21 protein-coding genes are annotated in these 17,127 nt (G+C 72.1%); 11 read left to right on the top strand and 10 right to left on the bottom strand.

The window, feature by feature from the left end; all coding sequences use genetic code 11:
- Window positions 1-53: 53 nt before the first annotated feature.
- Entirely contained in the window at window positions 54-515 is a 462-nt protein-coding gene (locus tag ACFVSN_RS06890; RefSeq protein WP_387594399.1) for a hypothetical protein, read from the bottom strand.
- Complete coding sequence (locus ACFVSN_RS06885; RefSeq protein WP_387594400.1) at window positions 512-976, bottom strand: hypothetical protein; 465 nt, start codon at window positions 974-976, stop codon at window positions 512-514. Before ACFVSN_RS06885 ends, ACFVSN_RS06890 begins: the two co-directional genes overlap by 4 nt.
- A gap of 248 nt (window positions 977-1,224) precedes the next feature.
- On the opposite strand from ACFVSN_RS06885, the gene ACFVSN_RS06880 reads away from it, so the two are divergent.
- Window positions 1,225-1,548, top strand: coding sequence for a hypothetical protein (locus ACFVSN_RS06880; RefSeq protein WP_387594402.1), 324 nt, complete (start codon window positions 1,225-1,227; stop codon window positions 1,546-1,548).
- A gap of 23 nt (window positions 1,549-1,571) precedes the next feature.
- The gene (locus ACFVSN_RS06875) at window positions 1,572-2,375 is read left to right on the top strand and encodes a methyltransferase domain-containing protein (protein WP_387594404.1); all 804 of its coding nucleotides are present in this window, start codon (window positions 1,572-1,574) and stop codon (window positions 2,373-2,375) included.
- Window positions 2,376-2,390: 15 nt separating this feature from the next.
- On the opposite strand, the gene ACFVSN_RS06870 is transcribed toward ACFVSN_RS06875, so the two are convergent.
- Complete coding sequence (locus tag ACFVSN_RS06870) at window positions 2,391-3,278, bottom strand: NAD(P)-binding domain-containing protein (RefSeq protein ID WP_387594406.1); 888 nt, start codon at window positions 3,276-3,278, stop codon at window positions 2,391-2,393.
- Between the two features lie 81 nt (window positions 3,279-3,359).
- Here ACFVSN_RS06870 and ACFVSN_RS06865 point away from each other — a divergent pair, with 81 nt between their 5' ends.
- Window positions 3,360-3,767, top strand: a complete 408-nt coding sequence (locus ACFVSN_RS06865; protein WP_387594407.1) for a MerR family transcriptional regulator — start codon at window positions 3,360-3,362, stop codon at window positions 3,765-3,767.
- Between the two features lie 24 nt (window positions 3,768-3,791).
- Here ACFVSN_RS06865 and ACFVSN_RS06860 read toward each other — a convergent pair whose 3' ends face one another.
- Window positions 3,792-4,280 carry a MarR family winged helix-turn-helix transcriptional regulator gene (locus ACFVSN_RS06860; RefSeq protein WP_387594409.1) on the bottom strand — a complete coding sequence of 163 codons (489 nt, stop codon included), beginning with the start codon at window positions 4,278-4,280 and terminating at the stop codon, window positions 3,792-3,794.
- A gap of 61 nt (window positions 4,281-4,341) precedes the next feature.
- Window positions 4,342-5,607 (bottom strand): cytochrome P450, encoded by a 1,266-nt coding sequence (locus tag ACFVSN_RS06855; RefSeq protein WP_387594410.1) that lies wholly within the window; start codon window positions 5,605-5,607, stop codon window positions 4,342-4,344.
- Between the two features lie 286 nt (window positions 5,608-5,893).
- Between ACFVSN_RS06855 and ACFVSN_RS06850 the strand changes: the two genes are divergently transcribed.
- The 6 genes from ACFVSN_RS06850 to ACFVSN_RS06825 all read left to right on the top strand — a co-directional run bounded on the left by ACFVSN_RS06850 (window position 5,894) and on the right by ACFVSN_RS06825 (window position 10,436).
- On the top strand, window positions 5,894-6,919 hold the full coding sequence (locus ACFVSN_RS06850) for a beta-ketoacyl-ACP synthase 3 (protein WP_387594412.1): 1,026 nt from the start codon (window positions 5,894-5,896) through the stop codon (window positions 6,917-6,919).
- Window positions 6,916-7,224: an acyl carrier protein gene (locus tag ACFVSN_RS06845; protein WP_387594413.1), complete on the top strand. Its 309-nt coding sequence runs from the start codon at window positions 6,916-6,918 to the stop codon at window positions 7,222-7,224. The genes ACFVSN_RS06850 and ACFVSN_RS06845 overlap by 4 nt, the downstream gene beginning before the upstream one ends.
- A gap of 9 nt (window positions 7,225-7,233) precedes the next feature.
- On the top strand, window positions 7,234-8,124 hold the full coding sequence (locus ACFVSN_RS06840; RefSeq protein WP_387594415.1) for an alpha/beta fold hydrolase: 891 nt from the start codon (window positions 7,234-7,236) through the stop codon (window positions 8,122-8,124).
- A 106-nt stretch (window positions 8,125-8,230) separates the two neighbouring features.
- Complete coding sequence (locus tag ACFVSN_RS06835) at window positions 8,231-9,211, top strand: beta-ketoacyl-ACP synthase 3 (RefSeq protein WP_387594417.1); 981 nt, start codon at window positions 8,231-8,233, stop codon at window positions 9,209-9,211.
- A 56-nt stretch (window positions 9,212-9,267) separates the two neighbouring features.
- Complete coding sequence (locus tag ACFVSN_RS06830; protein ID WP_387594419.1) at window positions 9,268-9,510, top strand: acyl carrier protein; 243 nt, start codon at window positions 9,268-9,270, stop codon at window positions 9,508-9,510.
- Entirely contained in the window at window positions 9,507-10,436 is a 930-nt protein-coding gene (locus tag ACFVSN_RS06825) for an alpha/beta fold hydrolase (protein ID WP_387594421.1), read from the top strand. The genes ACFVSN_RS06830 and ACFVSN_RS06825 overlap by 4 nt, the downstream gene beginning before the upstream one ends.
- Before the next feature lie 13 nt (window positions 10,437-10,449).
- Here the strand turns inward: ACFVSN_RS06825 and ACFVSN_RS06820 are convergent, their stop codons facing one another.
- From ACFVSN_RS06820 to ACFVSN_RS06810, 3 genes are all read right to left on the bottom strand, one after another.
- Window positions 10,450-11,670: a glycosyltransferase gene (locus tag ACFVSN_RS06820; RefSeq protein ID WP_387594423.1), complete on the bottom strand. Its 1,221-nt coding sequence runs from the start codon at window positions 11,668-11,670 to the stop codon at window positions 10,450-10,452.
- Between the two features lie 198 nt (window positions 11,671-11,868).
- Window positions 11,869-13,155, bottom strand: coding sequence for a hypothetical protein (locus tag ACFVSN_RS06815; protein ID WP_387594424.1), 1,287 nt, complete (start codon window positions 13,153-13,155; stop codon window positions 11,869-11,871).
- On the bottom strand, window positions 13,152-13,997 hold the full coding sequence (locus tag ACFVSN_RS06810; RefSeq protein ID WP_387594426.1) for a hypothetical protein: 846 nt from the start codon (window positions 13,995-13,997) through the stop codon (window positions 13,152-13,154). Before ACFVSN_RS06810 ends, ACFVSN_RS06815 begins: the two co-directional genes overlap by 4 nt.
- A gap of 201 nt (window positions 13,998-14,198) precedes the next feature.
- Between ACFVSN_RS06810 and ACFVSN_RS06805 the strand changes: the two genes are divergently transcribed.
- On the top strand, window positions 14,199-14,396 hold the full coding sequence (locus ACFVSN_RS06805) for a hypothetical protein (RefSeq protein ID WP_387594428.1): 198 nt from the start codon (window positions 14,199-14,201) through the stop codon (window positions 14,394-14,396).
- Window positions 14,397-14,449: 53 nt separating this feature from the next.
- Here ACFVSN_RS06805 and ACFVSN_RS06800 read toward each other — a convergent pair whose 3' ends face one another.
- On the bottom strand, window positions 14,450-15,562 hold the full coding sequence (locus ACFVSN_RS06800; protein WP_387594430.1) for an amidohydrolase family protein: 1,113 nt from the start codon (window positions 15,560-15,562) through the stop codon (window positions 14,450-14,452).
- Between the two features lie 188 nt (window positions 15,563-15,750).
- Complete coding sequence (locus ACFVSN_RS06795; protein WP_387594432.1) at window positions 15,751-16,632, bottom strand: helix-turn-helix domain-containing protein; 882 nt, start codon at window positions 16,630-16,632, stop codon at window positions 15,751-15,753.
- Between the two features lie 108 nt (window positions 16,633-16,740).
- On the opposite strand from ACFVSN_RS06795, the gene ACFVSN_RS06790 reads away from it, so the two are divergent.
- Complete coding sequence (locus tag ACFVSN_RS06790) at window positions 16,741-17,127, top strand: YybH family protein (protein ID WP_387594434.1); 387 nt, start codon at window positions 16,741-16,743, stop codon at window positions 17,125-17,127.

The following is a 17,127-nucleotide window of genomic DNA, read 5'->3' as shown; positions in this document are numbered from 1 at the left end:
GGTCCCGGCCGGACCGGTCCGGCCGGGACCGCTCAGCCCCCGGCCGGGACGGCTCATCCCCCGGCCGGCTCGACCGTCAACTCCGAGCCGGCCACCAGCACTTCGCCGGGGTTCAGCCACAGCGACCAGTGGTCGAACTCCCCGTCCTCGGGGTCGCTGCGGTACATCGGGAACGTCTCCAGCCGCAGTCCGCCGAAGTCGAACCGGGTCGCCAGCGCGGGCGGCCGGATCACGACCTCCGTGAGTGCCCGGCCCTCCAGCCCGGCCAGCGCTTCGCCGAGCCCGGGGTCCTCGGAGCCGACGACAACCCGGTCGTCCGTCTCCAGCCGCCACGCGGCCATCTGGATCCACAGGTGGTACTCCCCGTAGACGCGGCCGAACCGGTCGGGCGGCTGTGGCCGGCCGAACTCCATGGTGACGAAGCTGCCCATGCCCCGCCGCACGTCCCACGCGGGCCGCCCGAGCAGCGGGCCGATTCGCCGGTGGGCCTCGGCGACGCCGACGACCGCCTTCACGCCGTCATCTCCCAGCGCGCCCCCGGGCCGACGACGAGCCGACCGCCGGACGGCCTGCGGAACGTCCAGTCCGGGGCCGCCGAGGGCGTGTGGTGGCGCAGCGGGAAGACCGTCAACTCCAGCTCCCCGAAACGGAAGAGCGTGTCCCACCCGGGTGCCAGGACGTGCACGCCGGTGATCGCGCGGCCGGTCAGCACGGCGAGGTCCTCGGCCAGCCGCCGCTCACGGTCCCCCGACGCGGCCACGACGCCGTCCGGCCGGTCCAGCCGCCAGGCCGGTGCGTGGACCGCCAGCCACCGGCGCCGGACCTGTCTCCTCCCGTCGTCCAGCAGCCGCGTCAGCCGGACCTGCAGCCCGAACCGGCCGCCCCCGTCGAGCGGCACCCGCACCTGCTCCACCACGCCGCCGGCGAGGCGCGCGGCCGCGGCCCGCAGCCCTTCGATGTCCGTCGTCCCCTTCATCGCGCCCGAGTATGGGGACGGATGGCGCCGTCGTGCAACGGAAATCGGCCTACCCGCCGCGATGGGGCCGTTGGCCTCTTGTGGTGGGAGTGGCGGGCGCGCAGCGTAGGGGGTGCTGTTGGGCGGGGTCCACCGAGTGGCAGGAGGATGGCGGAGATGAGCACGGACATCGCGGTGGTGGCCTTCGGAGGGGTGTCGCGCGAGGTGCTGGCCGAGGGCCGGGCCCGGGTCGCGGCGGGCGGCCGGCCGTGAGCAGACCCCGGTACGACCGCGCGTCGGCGAACGACGGCTCCGACGAAGGACTGCCCGAGGGCTGGACGATCGAGCGCATCCGCACCGCCTCGGGGGACTCTGACGCCGAACTGCTCTCCCTCGCCCGGCTCGTCGTCGTCGAGGTGCACGGCCGCGCCGACCACGAGACCCTCCGGCCGAGCATCATCATCTCCTTCCACGGCCTCTGCCTCGTGAAGGCCGGCGACGACTGGTACATGGGGGACCTGGACTCCGACGGCTCGATCTCCTGCTGGTCCTCCTACGGCCCCGACCTGGGGGAGGCCATCCGCGGCCTGTGACCGTCCTCTGCGAGAATCGGCGCATGGCTGATCACGACGAAGACCGCGGCTACCTCCTCGACAACCGGCGGGCGGAGGCCGGCGTCCGCTTCGACGCCCTCGCCGAGATCTTCAACCCGGTGACGTTCGGGCACGTCGACCGGATCGGCCTCGGCCCGGGCATGCGGGTCTGGGAGGTCGGCGCCGGCGGCCCGTCCGTTCCGCTCGGGCTGGCGGAGCGCGTCGGGCCGACCGGGATGGTGGTCGCCACCGACATCGACGCCTCGTGGACGAGCGGCATCGCCGACGGCACGATCGAGGTGCTCACCCACGACGTCGTCGCCGACCCGCCGCCGCCCGGCGAGTTCGACCTCGTGCACGCCCGGCTCGTCCTCGTCCACGTCCCCGACCGCGCCGAGGCGCTGCGCCGCATGGTCGGGGCGCTGCGCCCCGGCGGCCGGCTCCTCCTGGAGGACGCCGACCCCGCGCTCATGCCGCTGATCTGCCCCGACGAGTCCGGCCCCGAGCAGCGGCTCGCCAACCGGCTGCGCAACGGCTTCCGCGAGCTGATGGCCTCGCGCGGCGCCGACCTCGCCTACGGGCGCACCCTGCCGCGCGTGCTGCGCGAGGCCGGGCTCGCCGACGTGCAGGCGGACGCGTACTTCCCGATCACCTCGCCCGCGTGCGCCGTGCTGGAGGCCTCGACGGTGCGGCACGTCCGGGGCCTCCTGGTCGAGAAGGGCCTCGCGACGGACGAGGAGATCGACCGGCACCTCGCGGCGGTCGAGAGCGGGAAGCTCGACCTGGCCACCGCCCCGCTGATCTCGGCCTGGGGCCGCCGCGTCTGACGTTCCGTCCGGTTCTCAGGCGGCGAGCAGGTCGACCAGCGCGGACACCCCGTCCGGCCCGTGGCCCGCCTCCGCCGCCCGGCGGGTGAGGGCGAGCGCGGCGTCCAGGACGGCGGTGTCCAGGCCCCGGGCGCGGGCCGTGTGGGCGACGTGCGCCAGACCGGCCGCGGCGGAGGCCACGCTGCTGCGGTCGCCCGGGTGCCGGCGGTCATCGGCGCGCCGGGCGAAGTCATCGATCAGCGGGGGGAGCAGGAGTGGCAAGCCCTGGGCGTACGGCGCGAGTTCGGCGCCGCTGATGCCCTCGGCGCGGGCGAGCGCGAGGGCGTGGACGTACCCGTGCACGGTGGTCCAGAACAGGTCCAGCAGGGCCGCGTCGAAGGCCGCCGCCCGTCCGGGGTCCGTGCCGACGTGGCGCACGGTGCCGAGGGCCCGGAGCGTCTCCCGGTGCTGGGCGAAGGCCTCGGGGTCGCCGCTGAGCAGGATCGTGCCCCGGGGGCTGCCGATCGTCGGGGTGGGCGTGAGGATCGCGGCGTCGAGCAGACGGTAGTCACGGGCGTCGGTGGCGTTGGCGCGGGCGTCGTCGGGCGCGATCGAGGTGGCGTTGACGAGGGTCCGGCCGCGCAGCGCCGCCGCGGTGGTGTCCAGGACGGCCCGGCCGGCCGGCTGGTCGCGGACGCAGAGCAGGACGAGGGGGGAGCCGGCCACCGCCTCGGCGGCGCTCGCGGCCGACCGCGCACCGCGGGCGAGCAGGTCGGCGTCCCGGCCCGGCGTGCGGTTCCACACGGTGGTCGGGTGCCCGGCGGCCAGCAGCGCCCCGGCGAGGGCCCGGCCCATCGGGCCCAGGCCCAGTACGGCAACGGCGGTGCGGGCAGGGGTGGTTGAGGAAGATCGTTCGTTCGGCATGCCGGTTACGCTAGACCTTCACGCCGACGTCAGAGTCAAGCCGGGACGCGGCGCCCGTCCCGTCCTCAGGAGGTGCCCGCGATGCGGATCGGAGAGCTCGCCCGGCGGACCGGCGTCACGCCGCGCGCCCTGCGCTACTACGAGGAGCAGGGGCTGCTCACCCCCGAGCGCCGCCCCAGCGGCTACCGCGAGTACGGCGAGCGGGACGTGGACGCCGTCCACGGCATCCGAACCCTCCTCGCCGCCGGACTCAACAGCGCCGCGATCGCCGAGATCCTGCCGGGCCTGCCGCTCCCGGGCCGCCGCCGCCCCGGCCCGACCTGCCCGGAACTGCTGGCGGGCCTGGCCCGCGAACGCGCCCGGATCACCCGGCAGATGGACGCGCTCGCCGCTGCCCGCGCCCTGCTGGACGAGATCATGGGTGCGGACGCGCCGAGCGAGGCGATCCGCCGGCGCGGAGCGTCGAACGCTTCTCCGTCGCGCGCCTGAGTAACCACGCTCACCAGGCGCCGCTCAGTCCCATGCCGGGCCCTCCGCGAGCTTCTCGGCGATCCGGTCGTGGAAGCTCCGGCGCTCCAGCGCCCGCTCGACGTCGGCGACCACCCGGCTCAGCGGGTACGGGATCTCGGCCTCGATCTCGGCCAGCGCCGCCTCGGTGGCCCGCCGCTCCGCCGCCAGCCGACCGGTGATCGCGCGGGCCTCGTCGGTGAGCGTCACCTTCTTGCTGCGCGCGTCATCGCCCGGGACGGTCCGCACCCAGCCCGCCGCGCGCATCGCGGCGACCTTCTGACTGAGCGCGGAGTGCGTCCGCCCGACCGACTCGGCCAGCTCGGTGATGGTCATCGGCCCGTGGGTGTGCAGCCGCAGGAGCTCCATGACGAAGGTCGGCTTGAGCCCGTCGATCCGCGCGTCGGCGTAGACCCGGCCGATGTCCGCGTCCATCGACGCCTGGAGGAGCCGGAGGGGGCGCCAGAGGCTCTGGAGGGTGGGGTCGTCGGTCATGACGCAGATCGTAACAGCACTTATATAAGCACTGTTACGATTCGCGGCGTGCTGTCAGGCCCTATAGGTGCGGCCGAGATGGGCTGTGGGGGCCTGAGTCCTCGCTGAAGCGGGCGCTGGTGAGGTGGACCGGGAGGGACCGAAGGCCGTGGAACATGGTTCCGTGCCACGGCAGGTGATCGGGGTCGCAGGCCGGGCGGAGGTGGGGGAAGCGGTCGAGGAGTGCGGTGAAGGCGATCTCTGCTTCCACGCGTGCCAGGCGGGCACCGACGCAGTAGTGGATACCGTGTCCGAAGGCGACGTGTCCGACGGTGGACCGGGTGATGTCGAGACGGGTCGGGTCGGGGAACTGGCGGGCGTCGCGGTTGGCCGAGGTGAGGGCGACGGCGACGGTGTGGTGGGCCGGGATGAGGACATCGCCGATCTCGACGGGTTCGGTGGTGTACCGCAACGAGGCCGTGTTGACGGGGCCTTCGTACCGAAGGAGCTCTTCGATCGCTGCGGGCATCAGGGAGCGGTCGGCGCGCAGGGCCTCGAGCTGCAGGGGGTGACGGAGCAGGGCGAGGGTGCCGTTGCCGATGAGGTTCACGGTGGTCTCGTGGCCGGCGACCATGAGCAGGAAGGTTGTCGAGACCAGTTCCTGCGGGGTGAGTCCGCCCGAGTCGTCACTGGTCCGGACGAGATCGGTGAGCAGGTCCTCGCCCGGCGCGCGCCGCTTCTCGTCGATGAGTTCCCGCAGGTATGCGAGGAGGGAGGGCAGGGCCTGCATGACACGGGCGGGATCGTTGGAGTTGCCTGCCGCGGCCCAGTGGTGGACTTGTTCGCGGTCGGGCAGGGGAACACCCAGTAGCTCGCAGAGGACGCCCATCGGCAGCGGGTAGGCGTAGTCGCGCATGAGGTCGGCCCGGGGCCGGTCGGCCATGGTGTCCAGCAACTGGTGGGCGAGGGTTTCGATGCCGGGCTTGAGGCGATCGACGGCCCGGGCGGTGAACACCTTGTTGACGAGTCCGCGCAGCCTGGTGTGGTCCGGGGGATCGGAATTCAGCATGTGGGAGACGAGTTCCATGGCGAGTGCGGCGATTCCCGCATTCGAGGTTGTGCTGTTCTTGATGGCCTTCCGGGCGTTCTCGACGTCCTTGGAGAATCGCGGGTCGGACAGTACGGCCCGGGCGTCGTCGTAGCGTGTGACGAGCCAGACCTTGAGCCCGCCGGGAAAGACCACGCGGCGGACCGGTGTCTCCTCCCGCATCCGCTCGTAGAACGCGTGGGGGTCGGCTTCGTGTTGTGGCCCGTCGAGTGTCTGCTCTTCGTCCAATTCGGTGTGCACGGTTCCTTCAGAGCGCGGTACCCGACTGAGGTGCGACTGAGCGAGGGTACCGCCGGTCGGGGCAGCGGGAGGGATCCTGCATCAACATTCCTTGCGCGCCGCTGGATAATAATCCTGACGGAAACTAATAATTATCGAAAATGCGAATGGTGGTGCCGGGCCGGCGACTTCAAGAATATTTGACATGCGTCTTCGGCGTGAATGCACTGCCCCTCGGTTATTCTGTGCGCGGAAACGTCGACGCGCGGACAAGGACGAGTGAGCCGCTGCCGTTGTGAGGAGCTGTATGGCGTCCCATCTGGCATCCGTGGTGTCCGGAGTCGGGTCCTTTTTGCCACCGCGCATCATCGGCAACGACGACCCTCCGCTGTCCGGGTTGGACACCTCCGCGGAATGGATCCGCAGTCGGACGGGTATCGAGCGCAGGCGGTGGGTGGAGCCCGGGACGAGCACCGGGGATCTGGCCGTGCGGGCCGGACGGGCCGCGCTGCGCAGCGCCGGCGATCCCGCGGTCGACCTCGTGGTCCTCACGACGACCACCCCCGACCACCACTCCCCGGCGACCGCGCCCTGGGTCGCCGCTCAGCTCGGGCTGGGCACCGTGGCGGCCTTCGACGTCGCCGCCGCGTGCTCGGGATTCACCTACGGCCTGGCCGCCGCGGACGCCTGGATCACATCGAAGGCCGCGCAGTGCGTCCTGGTCGTGGCGGCGGAGACCCTGTCGACGATCACCGATCCCTCGGACCGCGGCACGGCAGTCGTCTTCGCGGACGGCGCCGCAGCCGCAGTCCTCCGCGCCGGCCGAATGGACGAGCCCGGCGCGATCCAGGGCGTGCTCCTGGGGAGCGACGGCACGCGCCACGACCTCGCGGTCGTCAACGCGGGCGGCTCCCGCAGGCCCGACCGCGAAGGCCTGGCCGACCCCGCCGACCGCTGTCTGCGGATGCTCGGCCCGGACATGTTCGCCCACGCGGTGCGCCGCATGACCGAAGTGTCCAGGCAGCTGCTGGACAGACTGAACTGGCCGGTCGATTCGCTCGGAGCGTTCATCGGGCACCAGGCCAACCAGCGCATCCTCGACAAGGTCGCAGACCTGGTCGGTGTACCCGCGGCGAGCCGCTTCGCCAACATCCGCGAGGTCGGCAACACCTCCTCCGCCTCGATCCCGCTGGTCATGCACGACCTCGTCGCCGGCGGGGCCGTCCCGTGCGGAGCCAGGACCCTGCTGACCGCCTTCGGCGGCGGAGCCGTGTGGGGAGCGGTCGCCCTGACCTGGCCCGACATCAAATCCTCCACCGAAGGACACCGATGAGCACCTCGCAGCACCCCCTTGACCACATCCGCACCTACCTGGCGAGGGCCTTCGACCTGTCGGTCGACGAACTCACCGCTGAGCGGACGTTCGAAAGCCTCGAGCTGGACTCCATCGCCCAGGTCGAGATGTTCGTGACGCTCTCCGACCACTACGGCATCCACCTGGACGACTCGTGGGCACACGGGGGGATGACCCTCCAGCAGACGGCCGGCCTCGTCACCGCCGCGCTGGAAGGCATCGGTGGCCCGCGGCAGAGCACGGACACCCTCGGCCCGACCGTCCCGCCCCTGACCACCGCGTGAGGGAGAGCCGTGACCGAAGCGATCACCCGAACCCTGTGCATGGACGGACTCTCGTTCTCCTACCAGGTCGTCCATGCCGAAAACCCGTCCACCGACCCGGTCTTCGTCATCGGGGGAGTGCTCCAGGGCATGCACGGCTGGTCCATCATGGAGCGCCATGTCCTGCCCCACGCCAGCCTCATCTCCGTGGACCTGCCCGGCGCGGGCGAGTCCACCCCCCTGCGTCCCGAGCAGAGCATGGAGACCATGTGCCGGGCCACCGAGGCCATCATCGACGACCTGGGACACGACCGGGTCAACTTCCTCGGCTACTCCTTCGGCTCCGCCATCGCCTTCCGCTGCGCACAACGCCGACCGGATCGGATCGCCAAGCTGGTCCTCGGCGGCGTCCCCGTCCGCATCAGCGACAAACTCACCGACCTGTGGATGCGCGGAGCCCAGCGGATGCTCGGCGGCGATGCCAACGGGTTCGTCGATGTGCTCGCCGAGATGTTCCTGTGCTCCGACGCCGAGGCCACCATCAGGAACCGTGACGTCGTACGGCAGCTCGTCAAGCGCATGACCTTGCGCGGGGTCACCGCCAGCGCCCACGGATTCGAGACGATGGAACGCTCCGTCCTGGAAAACCTCGACCCCGACGGCGGACTGACCGGGGTACCCACCCTCGTCTTCTGCGGTGAACACGACACCATCAGTTCCCTGGAGGAGCAGCGCGAGTTCGCGGCGACCATCGAGGACTGCACCTTCGCCGCTATCGCCGAGGCCGACCACTGGGTGTTCATGCAGCGCCGCGAGGAGGCCAGCGACCTCGTCATGCGTTTCTTCACCGGCAGCCCCCTCGACGACTGCGACTACCTCGTCGAACCGGCCATCACCGCGAGGCCGCGGGCAGGCCGCTGAGTCCTGCCCGCACCGCCGACGAGAGCGGCCGACGGGCACGGCCGGCGCCGGCCACCGGACGACTCGGAACCAGAACACCGATCGGGGCAATGTGACACACACCGTCGTGGCAGGACTGGGATGCTGGCTGCCGCCGACCATCGTCCACAACACGGACCTGATGGCACCCGGCATGGACGCGTTCGTCCGGCGTCGAATCGGCATCGCCCGGCGGCACCGCATCACCGACGGCCACGCCACCGCCCACCTCGCAACGGAAGCAGGGACCCGTGCCCTCGCCTCCGCCGGCATCCACACCGCCGACGCAGTCATCCTGGCCACCACCACCCCCGACCGGCTCTGCCCCGCCGGAGCCCCTGAAGTAGCCAGCGCCCTCGGCATGACCGGCACACCCGCCTTCGACATCAACGCAGGCTGCTCCGGCTTCCTCTACGCCTGCGAACTGGCCAAGGGCCTCATCGCCGCCGAGACGGCCGACACCGTCCTGGTGATCGCAGCCGAGAGCACCTCGACGATGGTCAACCCCACGGACGCTGCCACCGCCCCCATCTTCGGCGACGGATCCGGTGCCGTCGTGCTGCGGCGTGCCCGCCCCGGCCAGGAACCCACGCTCGGCCCGACCGTCTGGGGCAGCGACGGCACCCTCGCGGACGCCATCGCCATTCCGGCGGGCGGAGCCCGCCAACGTGCCTCCCGCCACCCTGCCGGAGCCGACCTCTACCTTCAGATGCGGGGCACCGAAGTACTGCGCAACGCGGTGCGCCGCATGAAGGCCGCCGCCACCGGTGCCGCCGAGGCCGCCGGCTGGCGCCCGGCGGACGTGGACGTGTTCCTCGCCCACCAGGCCAACGCCGCGATCACCACCGCTCTGGCCGCGGCACTCGACCTCCCCCGTGCCGCCATGCCCTCCAACATCGAGACGGTCGGCAACACCGCCGCCGCGTCGCTGCCGATCCTGCTCGCCCAGACGGCCGGCGACGGCACGCTGAAGGAAGGCCACCGCGTCCTGCTGGTGGCCTTCGGCAGCGGACTGTCCTGGGCCGCGACCACCGCCGTCTGGCCCCCGGGACTCGTGCCCGGCCTCTGATCCCCGGGCCACCACACCGTCCAGCCGACCGGCGCCCGACCATCCACGGAGAATCCATGAGCGACATGCTGCGGATCGTCATCGACACCCTGACACAGAAGGCCGGACTCCCCGCGGTCGCCATCACGCCCACGGCCACGTTGGCCGAAGCAGGCGTGGACTCCATGGCCATCGCCGTCCTCGCCATGATCCTGGAGGACGACCACGGCATCGTGATCACCGAGACCGACCTGTCGGCCAACTCCACGGTCGCCGAACTCGCGGCCTTCATCGACCGCCACCAGGCGGCCACCGCATGACCGGGCAGGCCCTCGCACCGCACCCGACCGAAACCCACGTCCACGACCACCACATCGCCTGGCCGCCGGCCCCCTACCCCTGCCGCGTCCTCACACCCCGGGCTCCCACGTCGTGCGAGCCACTGCTGGTACTCGGCGGAGGCCTCCAGAGCCGCCATTCCTGGGCCCGACTGGAACGCCGCCTCTGCCCCCGCCACCGGGTCCTCATCCCCGACCTGCCCCCCGCGCGCTCACCCGACCAGGCCCGGACGAACCTCACCTGGGACGACCTCACCCAGGCCGCCCTGGCAGCCGCCGACCAGCTCCGCATCGGACGGTTCGCCGTCCTCGCCGTCTCATCCGGCTACCCCGTCGGCTACCGGCTCGCCCAGCAGCACCCCGACCGTGTCACGCGACTCATGCTCTTCGGCGCCGCCCCTCGACCCGGCCCCCGGCTCGCCGCGCTCATCAGGGAAGGACTGCGCCGCGAGGCCACGGCACCGCCTCCCGCCACGACCGGTAGCCAACGCCGCACCGCAGCCCGGCTCGTGGACGTCCTGACCAACACCCGGGCAGCCGAAGACCACCTGCTCGTCAAGGCCGCCGCACGCGTCATGCTCGACCAGCTCGCCGCTTCCCCCCAAGACCCCCTGATCCGCTACGTCGTCGATCGCGGCTCCCTCCTCCTGAGCGACCCGCTGCCCCCCGGCGGACTCGCCGGCATCCCCGCCCTCGTCGGTGTCGGCGAGAACGACACGGCCACCACCGTCGAGGACAACCGCGCCGTGGCCGTCACCATCGCCGACTGCACCTTCCTCGTGATGCAGCACGCCGACCACCTCCTCCACCTGGAACGTGACGCCGACTTCGCGGCCGCCATCACCCTCTTCCTGCACGGCGAGTCCCTGGGCACGCTGCCCCACAGCACCGTCGAGCGCCTGCGCTGACCCGCGAGCGGCGTCAGCCGAGCTCCTCCAGGAGCGCCGCCGTACCGTCTTGCCGCCCCACCAGCCGACCGATTTCCTGAGTCCGGACCCGGTACTCGTGTCCCTCCAGCAGCCGGTCCAAGGCCCAGCCGAGATTGTCGGCGTTCAGTCGCCGCTGCGGAATCACCGCCGGGGTGAGGCCCAGCGCCCGCAGCCGAGACGACCAGAACGGTTGGTCCAATCCGACGGGGACCGGAAGCGCGGGAGTCATGGCCCGCAGGCAGGCGTGCACGGTGCCGGGCCCGGCATGGTGCACGGCCGCCCGCATCCGAGGCAGGAGCCAGTCGTGCGGGCACGGCCCGATGTTGAGGACGTCGTCGCCCCGGGCCTCCAGACCGGCCCACCCGCCCTGGACCACGGCACGCACCCCGAGCCGCCGGACAACCGTGGTGACGGTGTCGGCGAGCTGCTCGACATCGATGCCGGTCATGCTTCCGAACCCGAAGTAGACGGGGGCAGGTCCCGAGTCGAGGAAGTCCACCAGCCGGGCGTCGGGCCGCCAGCCCGCGGCCCGCTGCGGGTGCCAGGCACCCACCACCCGGTGCGGGGCGGGAATCCGCACCCCGCGCGGCATCAGTGCCGCGCTGAACCCGTACCGCACGGCACAGGTGGAGAGCGGCAGCCGTAGGTCCTCCATCCTGCCGCGCGGGAGGTTGAGCTCCCGTCGCAGATAGCCGTTGGCAGACCGGTAGATCGGACTCAGGACAAGTCTGACCAGCGCGTCCGTCGCACGGTAGCGCCCGTGCGAACCGCCGGTCACGAGCCGCGGGAGCATCATCGCGTGGGAGACGGTGTAGACGCCGATGCAGGGAATGTCCAGCCCGCGGCCGACGAGGGCGGCCTGCGGGTGCAGTAGCGGATGCGCGAGAAGGACGTCGGCGCCCGCGCCCGCTGCCGCCAACAGGTGTTCCGCCGCGATGAGGGCCATGTCCCGGGCGTTGTCCCTGCGCGCGCGCCGCGCCCTCGGCTGCCCGATCTCCGCTTCCTGCCGATCGAGGGGCATGGCGCGGACCTTGAGGGCCAGGCCGTGGAAGGTCGCCGCGTGCCGGCCGGACGTCACCACCACGACATCGTGCCCGGCCTTCTTCAGGCCCGCGGCCAGTCCTGCGTAGGGCGCGATGTCGCCGGCCGTGCCCCAGGTGGCCAGCACGACGCGCCGCGGGGCGCTGAGGACGATTGCGGGGTTGCGATCCATGGCCGGCAGCCCTCCGTGGGTCGGGAAAGGGGACGGCAGGCGGCAACGGGAACCCGGAACCAGTGGTCACCATGCCAAGACGTCCGCACTCACAACGCGCGCCGCGCCACTGGCGTTACGAGCGCCGCCGCGAGCCGTCGCTGGGAAGGCCGAGCAGCCGCGCGGCGCGCTCGGGCGGGGGACCACGCGGCGTGTGGGTCAGCGGCCCTCGTGGACACTCCGGCCGGCCGCCGACACCCGCAGGTCCGGTTGTCGGAGGTGCAACAGGCTCCGATCGGGCCGGCCGGACGGGCGTTCGTGCACCGGCTCCGCCTCGTCGTCGTCCCCGACGATCTCGTAGAGGCGCACCATCACCATGTACAACTGACGCTCGGCGCTCCCCACGTGGTTGCGTCGGCCGAACGCGGCCATCATGGTCAACTTCGTCGCAGCATGGGAGGCCTGGTGGAAGATCTCCCGCATGAGCGACCTCTGGCCCGGCTCGCTCACGGCGCGCGCCAGATTGGCCAGGTCCGCCGACAACTGCTTGGCAGCCATCCCGAGTTCGTCCAGCTCCCACGCCGGGTCGGCCCTCGTCTTGTGTCCGATCCGCGACCGGGTCAGCTCGCCGGCCAGTTGCCGCGCGGTACGGGCTGCGCGCCGAAGGGCGTCGTCCGGTGGCCTGCCGGCCGGTGTCGGCCACCAGGGCGCGGCCCATGCCCGGTCGGTGGTACCGGACGGCGTGACCTGCTGCCACCGACGGACGCCCATCACCCGTCCGTCCGGTTCGGCCAGGGCTTCCCATACGGACTCGGGCAGCACCAGGATCGGCCCGGGATCGTTCCGGTGCACGAATTCGTCCCGGACCGACCTGAGGAGAGCGAGTTTCCGGCCCAGATCCCAGAGCACGCGTCGATCCGATGACCGGGTCCCCAGGACGCCGGCCAGGTAGCGCGGCCGGTGTTCCCGGGACAGCCCGGCCGCCACGAGGCGGAACCAGCGGGCGATCGACTCCCCGTCCGCGTCGTTCGGCAGCACGGCCATCACCCCGTCGCCCTGCTCGACCCTGCAGTCCTGCCAGCCGACGACCCGCGAGCAGGCCTCCGTCACCGCGCGGAACCGCGCGTCCCGGAACTCCTGGTCACGGTGGTTGCGGATGCCGGACCGCTCGCAGTCCACGACCACGACGACGCGGCGGACGGGCTCCTCCACCGGGCTCTCCTCCTCGGCGTCATCCCAGTCGTAGACGTTCCGGTCCAGCACCGGCTCAATGGACTCCGGATCGAGTTCGGGCGCGATCGAGGATCCCCGCAGGGTCCTCAGGAAGCCCCGCAGCGATGGGCTCAGTCTGCCGACGTCCACTTCCGCGCCTCCGCGCGACGGCAGGCGGACACGCTCCAACTCCCGCGTCCAGACGCCCGCGTCGCTCGTGCCCGCGGTGCGGAGAATCGTGAGGGCCCAACGGATCAGGTCGCCGGTGACGGCCTCGGGCATGGGATTGGTCATGGGTGCGTCCTCCTCCGTTCCTCGTTGGTGGGGTCCTGCTGCTCGCCGGGTTGTCGGGGCCCGCGCTGCCGGCCGCGGCCGAGGTGGTCGCGAAGCCGTTTGACCCGCATGGAGACCGCGCCCTCGGAGAGTCCGAGGCGGGCCCCGATCTCCTTGTCCGTGAGTCCCAGGGCGCGCCAGCGGAAGATCTCCGCGAGGATCCGGCACTGATCGGGGGTGAGGTCCGGCCCGAGGTCGGCGATCACCGTCTCGGACGCCGCCAGGTCGGGCACGATGTCGTCGTGGGCGCGGTCCTGCTGCACTTCCCCGCCGTCCACGATGTCGGGCAGCGCGTCGCCGAGCGGGACTTCGACGGCGGCACCCGCCCCGAACTCCCGGCACCAGCGTCGGTGGGCGCCGGGGAAGGCCAGCAGGACCGCGCCCACGAAGTAGGAGGCGAGCGTGGCACCGCCGGCGCAGCTCCAGCCGCCCTCGATCAAGGCCTTCTCCCGGAACCGCGTCCAGGCGAGGGCGACCGTCTCGCCGATCAGCGACTCCCGCTCGTCCACCCGCTCGCGGAGGACCCGCCGCGTCCCGGCATCCGTGTCCAGGGGCCGGCCGGCGACGAAACAGCGGTGGTGGATCTGCTCTGTGACGATCCAGTGCCGCAGCACCTTCGTGCCCGTGGCTATCATCGCGGCTTCGAACAGCACGTAGTCGGGCCCGGTCCAGCCGCCGGCGGCGAGCCGGTCGACGAGGTCCTGGTCCGCCTTCCGGCGCGCGAGCGAGTCGGCCGGGGCGCGGGCGGGCTCTCTGGCCGGTGCCGGGTACGGCGAAGCGCCGCTCCTCTCGACCTGCACCATCGACCCTCCCGCGTTGCGGCCCAGCACCACGCTGCTCCTGTCGGCGTTGTAGGCCGGCGGACGAGCACGATCCCACGCATCGTCACAATTCTTTCGGGAAAAGATTTTTGGGCCGCTCACGTGGGTCCGGACGGTTCGCCCGACCTATGCCCGAAACGAACCGGGTCCGCCGGACCCGACCGCACCGCCAGGAGCGCGACCATGTCGCACGACCAGATCCCAGCTCAGGCCTCGTCGGAGTCCGTCACCCGGCCCGACCCCGTCGGCCCGGTCCTGGACGTCCGCGTCGGAGGGATCCGCTTGACGCTGGAGGTGCCGGCCCGCCTCCACCTCCTGGCGTCCGGCCTGATCACGTCCGGGACCGCCGCCGCCCTCGGGTACCTGCTCGCGGCGCGCTGAGCCCGGTGGCCCCCACGGACCTGATGCACAAGGGCCTGTGGGGGCTCTGACCGTCAGGCGTCGGAACGCGGGCGGGTGCGGCAGATGCGCGGGGCCTCGTCCTTGAGTCCCAGGAGGGCGAAGTAGTTCTGGCCGAGGGCGATGTCCCGGAAGGCCTCGTTGCCGAGCGCGCGGTTGATCCGGCTCGTGACCTCCAGTTCCTGCTCGTAGACCGCGTAGTCCTTGGTCCGGGCGGCCACGAAGTCCGTCCCGGTGATCGCCCGGGTGGGGTGGCGGTCGAGGAAGGCCGCGTACTTCTCGCGGACGCCCGGGCGGCTGAAGTAGAGGTCCTCCAGGACGCGCCAGCTGAGGTCGAGCGTCAGGTTCGGGTGGGCGTCGAGGAGCCGGTCGAGGATGCGGATGTGCTCGTCGGGGTCGAGGGTGGCGAGCTCCTTCGAGAGTCCCATGTGGGCCCACACGATCTTGTTGCCCGGGTACCGGTCGAGGATCTCCTCCATCAGGTGCAGGTACTTGGTCGGCTCCGCGTCGTTGCCGAGGTCGGAGTGGAACGTGACCGGGATGCCGCGCTCCCGGTACACCTGCATGAACGGGCCCCAGTTGGCGATGTCGTCGCTGTCGGCCGACTCGGCCTGGTTGGCGAACAGCGCCTGCTTGACGACGTTGACCTCGCCGGCCCACTTGAACATCTTCGGGTACTCGCGGTCGTAGAGCGCGATTCCGGTGGGGACGGTCTCCGGGTGGTGCAGGTCCATGAAGGTCATCGACAGCGTGAGGTGCGGGTCGTCCGGGTGCTGCTCGCGGAAGTTCTCGGCGTTGGCGATGTCGTTGCGGATGCTGGGCCGCACCGGCGTGCCGGGGCAGTCGAGGTAGTACACGCAGCCGGAGTCGGCGGGCAGGACCTGTCCGATGCCGAACATGTTGGCGTAGCGGACGCCGCTCTTGCGCAGGTAGTCGGTCATCTCCTCGAAGGGGATCGCCCGCCCGCCGAAGGGGCGGAAGTGGAGGTGGCTGTCCACCACCGAGGTGTAGGGCTGCTTGGCGCGGTCGAAGCAGGCGCGGGCCGCGAGGGCCTGGCCGGCCCCGGCCGGGGAGACGACGACCGCCATCGCGGCGGCCGAGACGGCGATGGCGGCCAGGGGTCTGTTGGTCCGGAGGGTGTTCTTCAAGGGGGCGCCTCCCGTGGCGAGCGGTCGGCGCGGGGCGCCGACTCGGAGAGCATCTCTGGGGGGCCAGGTTCGCCCGACGGTTCGTCGGTCGGTGGCGCCCGGAGAGGTGTCGGCGCGGCTGGCCGCTCGAACGGGTGCGGGGATGGGGCCGTTGGAGCGGATGCGAAGCAGCCTGACCTGTCGCCGGATCAGCGCTGGGCGCGCCGGAAGGTGCCCGGGGTGCGGCCGGTCTCGCGGGTGAAGAACTTGCCGAAGTTGGTGGGCTCGCCGAAGCCGAGGGTGCGGCCGATGGTCGCGACGGGGAGGTCGGTGTGGGCGAGGAGGCGCTGGGCCTGCAACGCGACGCGGGCGTCGGCGAGTTGTTTGGCGGTGCGGCCGGTGGCGGCCAGGCAGGCGCGGGTGAGGGTGCGGGGGGAGTAGCCGAGGCGGGCGGCGTACTCCTCGACGGAGCGGGTGGTGGCGAAGGACCGTTCCAGTTCGCGCCGGAAGGCGAGGTAGAGGTCGGGGGAGGGTTCGCCGGTGGGGCCCGGGAGGCGGGCGATGCGGATGAGGAACGCGCCGAGGAGCTGGCGCAGCAGCGCGCTCGAAAGGCCGGCGGGGGCCGCGCCGGTCCGGAGTGCCGCGTACTCGGCTTCCAGCTCCGCCGCCGCCCGCTCGAAGGCGCCGAACTCACCGGGCGGCAGCTGCCACGCGACCGGGCCGAAGCCGTCGAGCGCGGCGTGCGTCGCGGGCAGCGGCGGTGGGAAGTCGGCGGTGAAGAGGAGCAGGACGGCGTCGAGTGCCGCCGGGCGGCCGTCGGCGCCGGACGGCAGGCGCTGCACCTGGCCGGGGCGCAGGTGCAGGAGCGTGCCGCGCGTGCACGGGTGCGGGACGAAATCGACCATCGCGGTGCCCTCGCCGCCGCGCACGAGCACCAGCTGGTGGAAGTCGAGCCGGCTCGGCCGGCGGGCGACGGAGCTCTTCAGGCGCTGCTTCAGCGCCTCGAAGGCCAGGACCTCGACCCCCGGGTGTGCGGGGTCGGGGTTGTCGTAGGCGATCTCGATGACGTCGCGGTGTCCGTTTTCGACCATGGCGAGTCCCGACTCTACCTCGCCGGGGAGGCGGCCCCGGCGGGATCGTGGAGGCACGGCGGCCGAGGGCCGTCAGCGTCACCACTACGACACGTGAGGATTTTCACCATGTCCGTCCCCGTCATCACCGACCCCGCGCAACTGCCGATCGCGTTCGAGCACGCCCTGAACGCCGGCGACGTCGACACCGTCCTGACCCTCTTCGCCCCGGACGCGGCCATGCGCACGGTGGCCGGCGAGTTCATCGCGGGCACCGACGCGCTGCGTGCGGAGTTCGGCGGCACCGTGGCCGTCCACGGCAAGCTGACGAACGTCCGGCGGCACACGCTCGTCGGCGCGGGCAGTGCCCTGCTGGTCAACGACTGGACCCTGGAGGTCGACACCCCCGGCGGCGGGCGGACCGCCCGGACCGGCATCACCGCCAACATCGCCCGCCAGGACCCGTACGACGGCACCTGGCGCTTCGCGCTCCTCAACCCGCTCGGCACCGCCTGA

Origin of the sequence: Kitasatospora sp. NPDC057904 (assembly GCF_042887925.1) — a bacterium.
Lineage (GTDB): Bacteria > Actinomycetota > Actinomycetes > Streptomycetales > Streptomycetaceae > Kitasatospora.
The sequence above is the reverse complement of the archived record's forward strand: the minus strand, read 5'-3'. Positions and strand labels throughout refer to the sequence as shown.

What these genes read in the sequence shown, in the direction of transcription:
- ACFVSN_RS06830 (WP_387594419.1), top strand. Translation starts at nt 9,268, where the DNA reads ATGAGCGACATGCTGCGGATCGTCATCGACACCCTGACACAGAAGGCC.
- ACFVSN_RS06795 (WP_387594432.1), bottom strand. Translation starts at nt 16,632, where the DNA reads ATGGTCGAAAACGGACACCGCGACGTCATCGAGATCGCCTACGACAAC.
- ACFVSN_RS06850 (WP_387594412.1), top strand. Translation starts at nt 5,894, where the DNA reads ATGGCGTCCCATCTGGCATCCGTGGTGTCCGGAGTCGGGTCCTTTTTG.
- ACFVSN_RS06860 (WP_387594409.1), bottom strand. Translation starts at nt 4,280, where the DNA reads ATGACCGACGACCCCACCCTCCAGAGCCTCTGGCGCCCCCTCCGGCTC.
- ACFVSN_RS06805 (WP_387594428.1), top strand. Translation starts at nt 14,199, where the DNA reads ATGTCGCACGACCAGATCCCAGCTCAGGCCTCGTCGGAGTCCGTCACC.
- ACFVSN_RS06815 (WP_387594424.1), bottom strand. Translation starts at nt 13,155, where the DNA reads ATGACCAATCCCATGCCCGAGGCCGTCACCGGCGACCTGATCCGTTGG.
- ACFVSN_RS06885 (WP_387594400.1), bottom strand. Translation starts at nt 976, where the DNA reads ATGAAGGGGACGACGGACATCGAAGGGCTGCGGGCCGCGGCCGCGCGC.
- ACFVSN_RS06820 (WP_387594423.1), bottom strand. Translation starts at nt 11,670, where the DNA reads ATGGATCGCAACCCCGCAATCGTCCTCAGCGCCCCGCGGCGCGTCGTG.
- ACFVSN_RS06870 (WP_387594406.1), bottom strand. Translation starts at nt 3,278, where the DNA reads ATGCCGAACGAACGATCTTCCTCAACCACCCCTGCCCGCACCGCCGTT.
- ACFVSN_RS06865 (WP_387594407.1), top strand. Translation starts at nt 3,360, where the DNA reads ATGCGGATCGGAGAGCTCGCCCGGCGGACCGGCGTCACGCCGCGCGCC.
- ACFVSN_RS06875 (WP_387594404.1), top strand. Translation starts at nt 1,572, where the DNA reads ATGGCTGATCACGACGAAGACCGCGGCTACCTCCTCGACAACCGGCGG.
- ACFVSN_RS06810 (WP_387594426.1), bottom strand. Translation starts at nt 13,997, where the DNA reads ATGGTGCAGGTCGAGAGGAGCGGCGCTTCGCCGTACCCGGCACCGGCC.
- ACFVSN_RS06845 (WP_387594413.1), top strand. Translation starts at nt 6,916, where the DNA reads ATGAGCACCTCGCAGCACCCCCTTGACCACATCCGCACCTACCTGGCG.
- ACFVSN_RS06790 (WP_387594434.1), top strand. Translation starts at nt 16,741, where the DNA reads ATGTCCGTCCCCGTCATCACCGACCCCGCGCAACTGCCGATCGCGTTC.
- ACFVSN_RS06825 (WP_387594421.1), top strand. Translation starts at nt 9,507, where the DNA reads ATGACCGGGCAGGCCCTCGCACCGCACCCGACCGAAACCCACGTCCAC.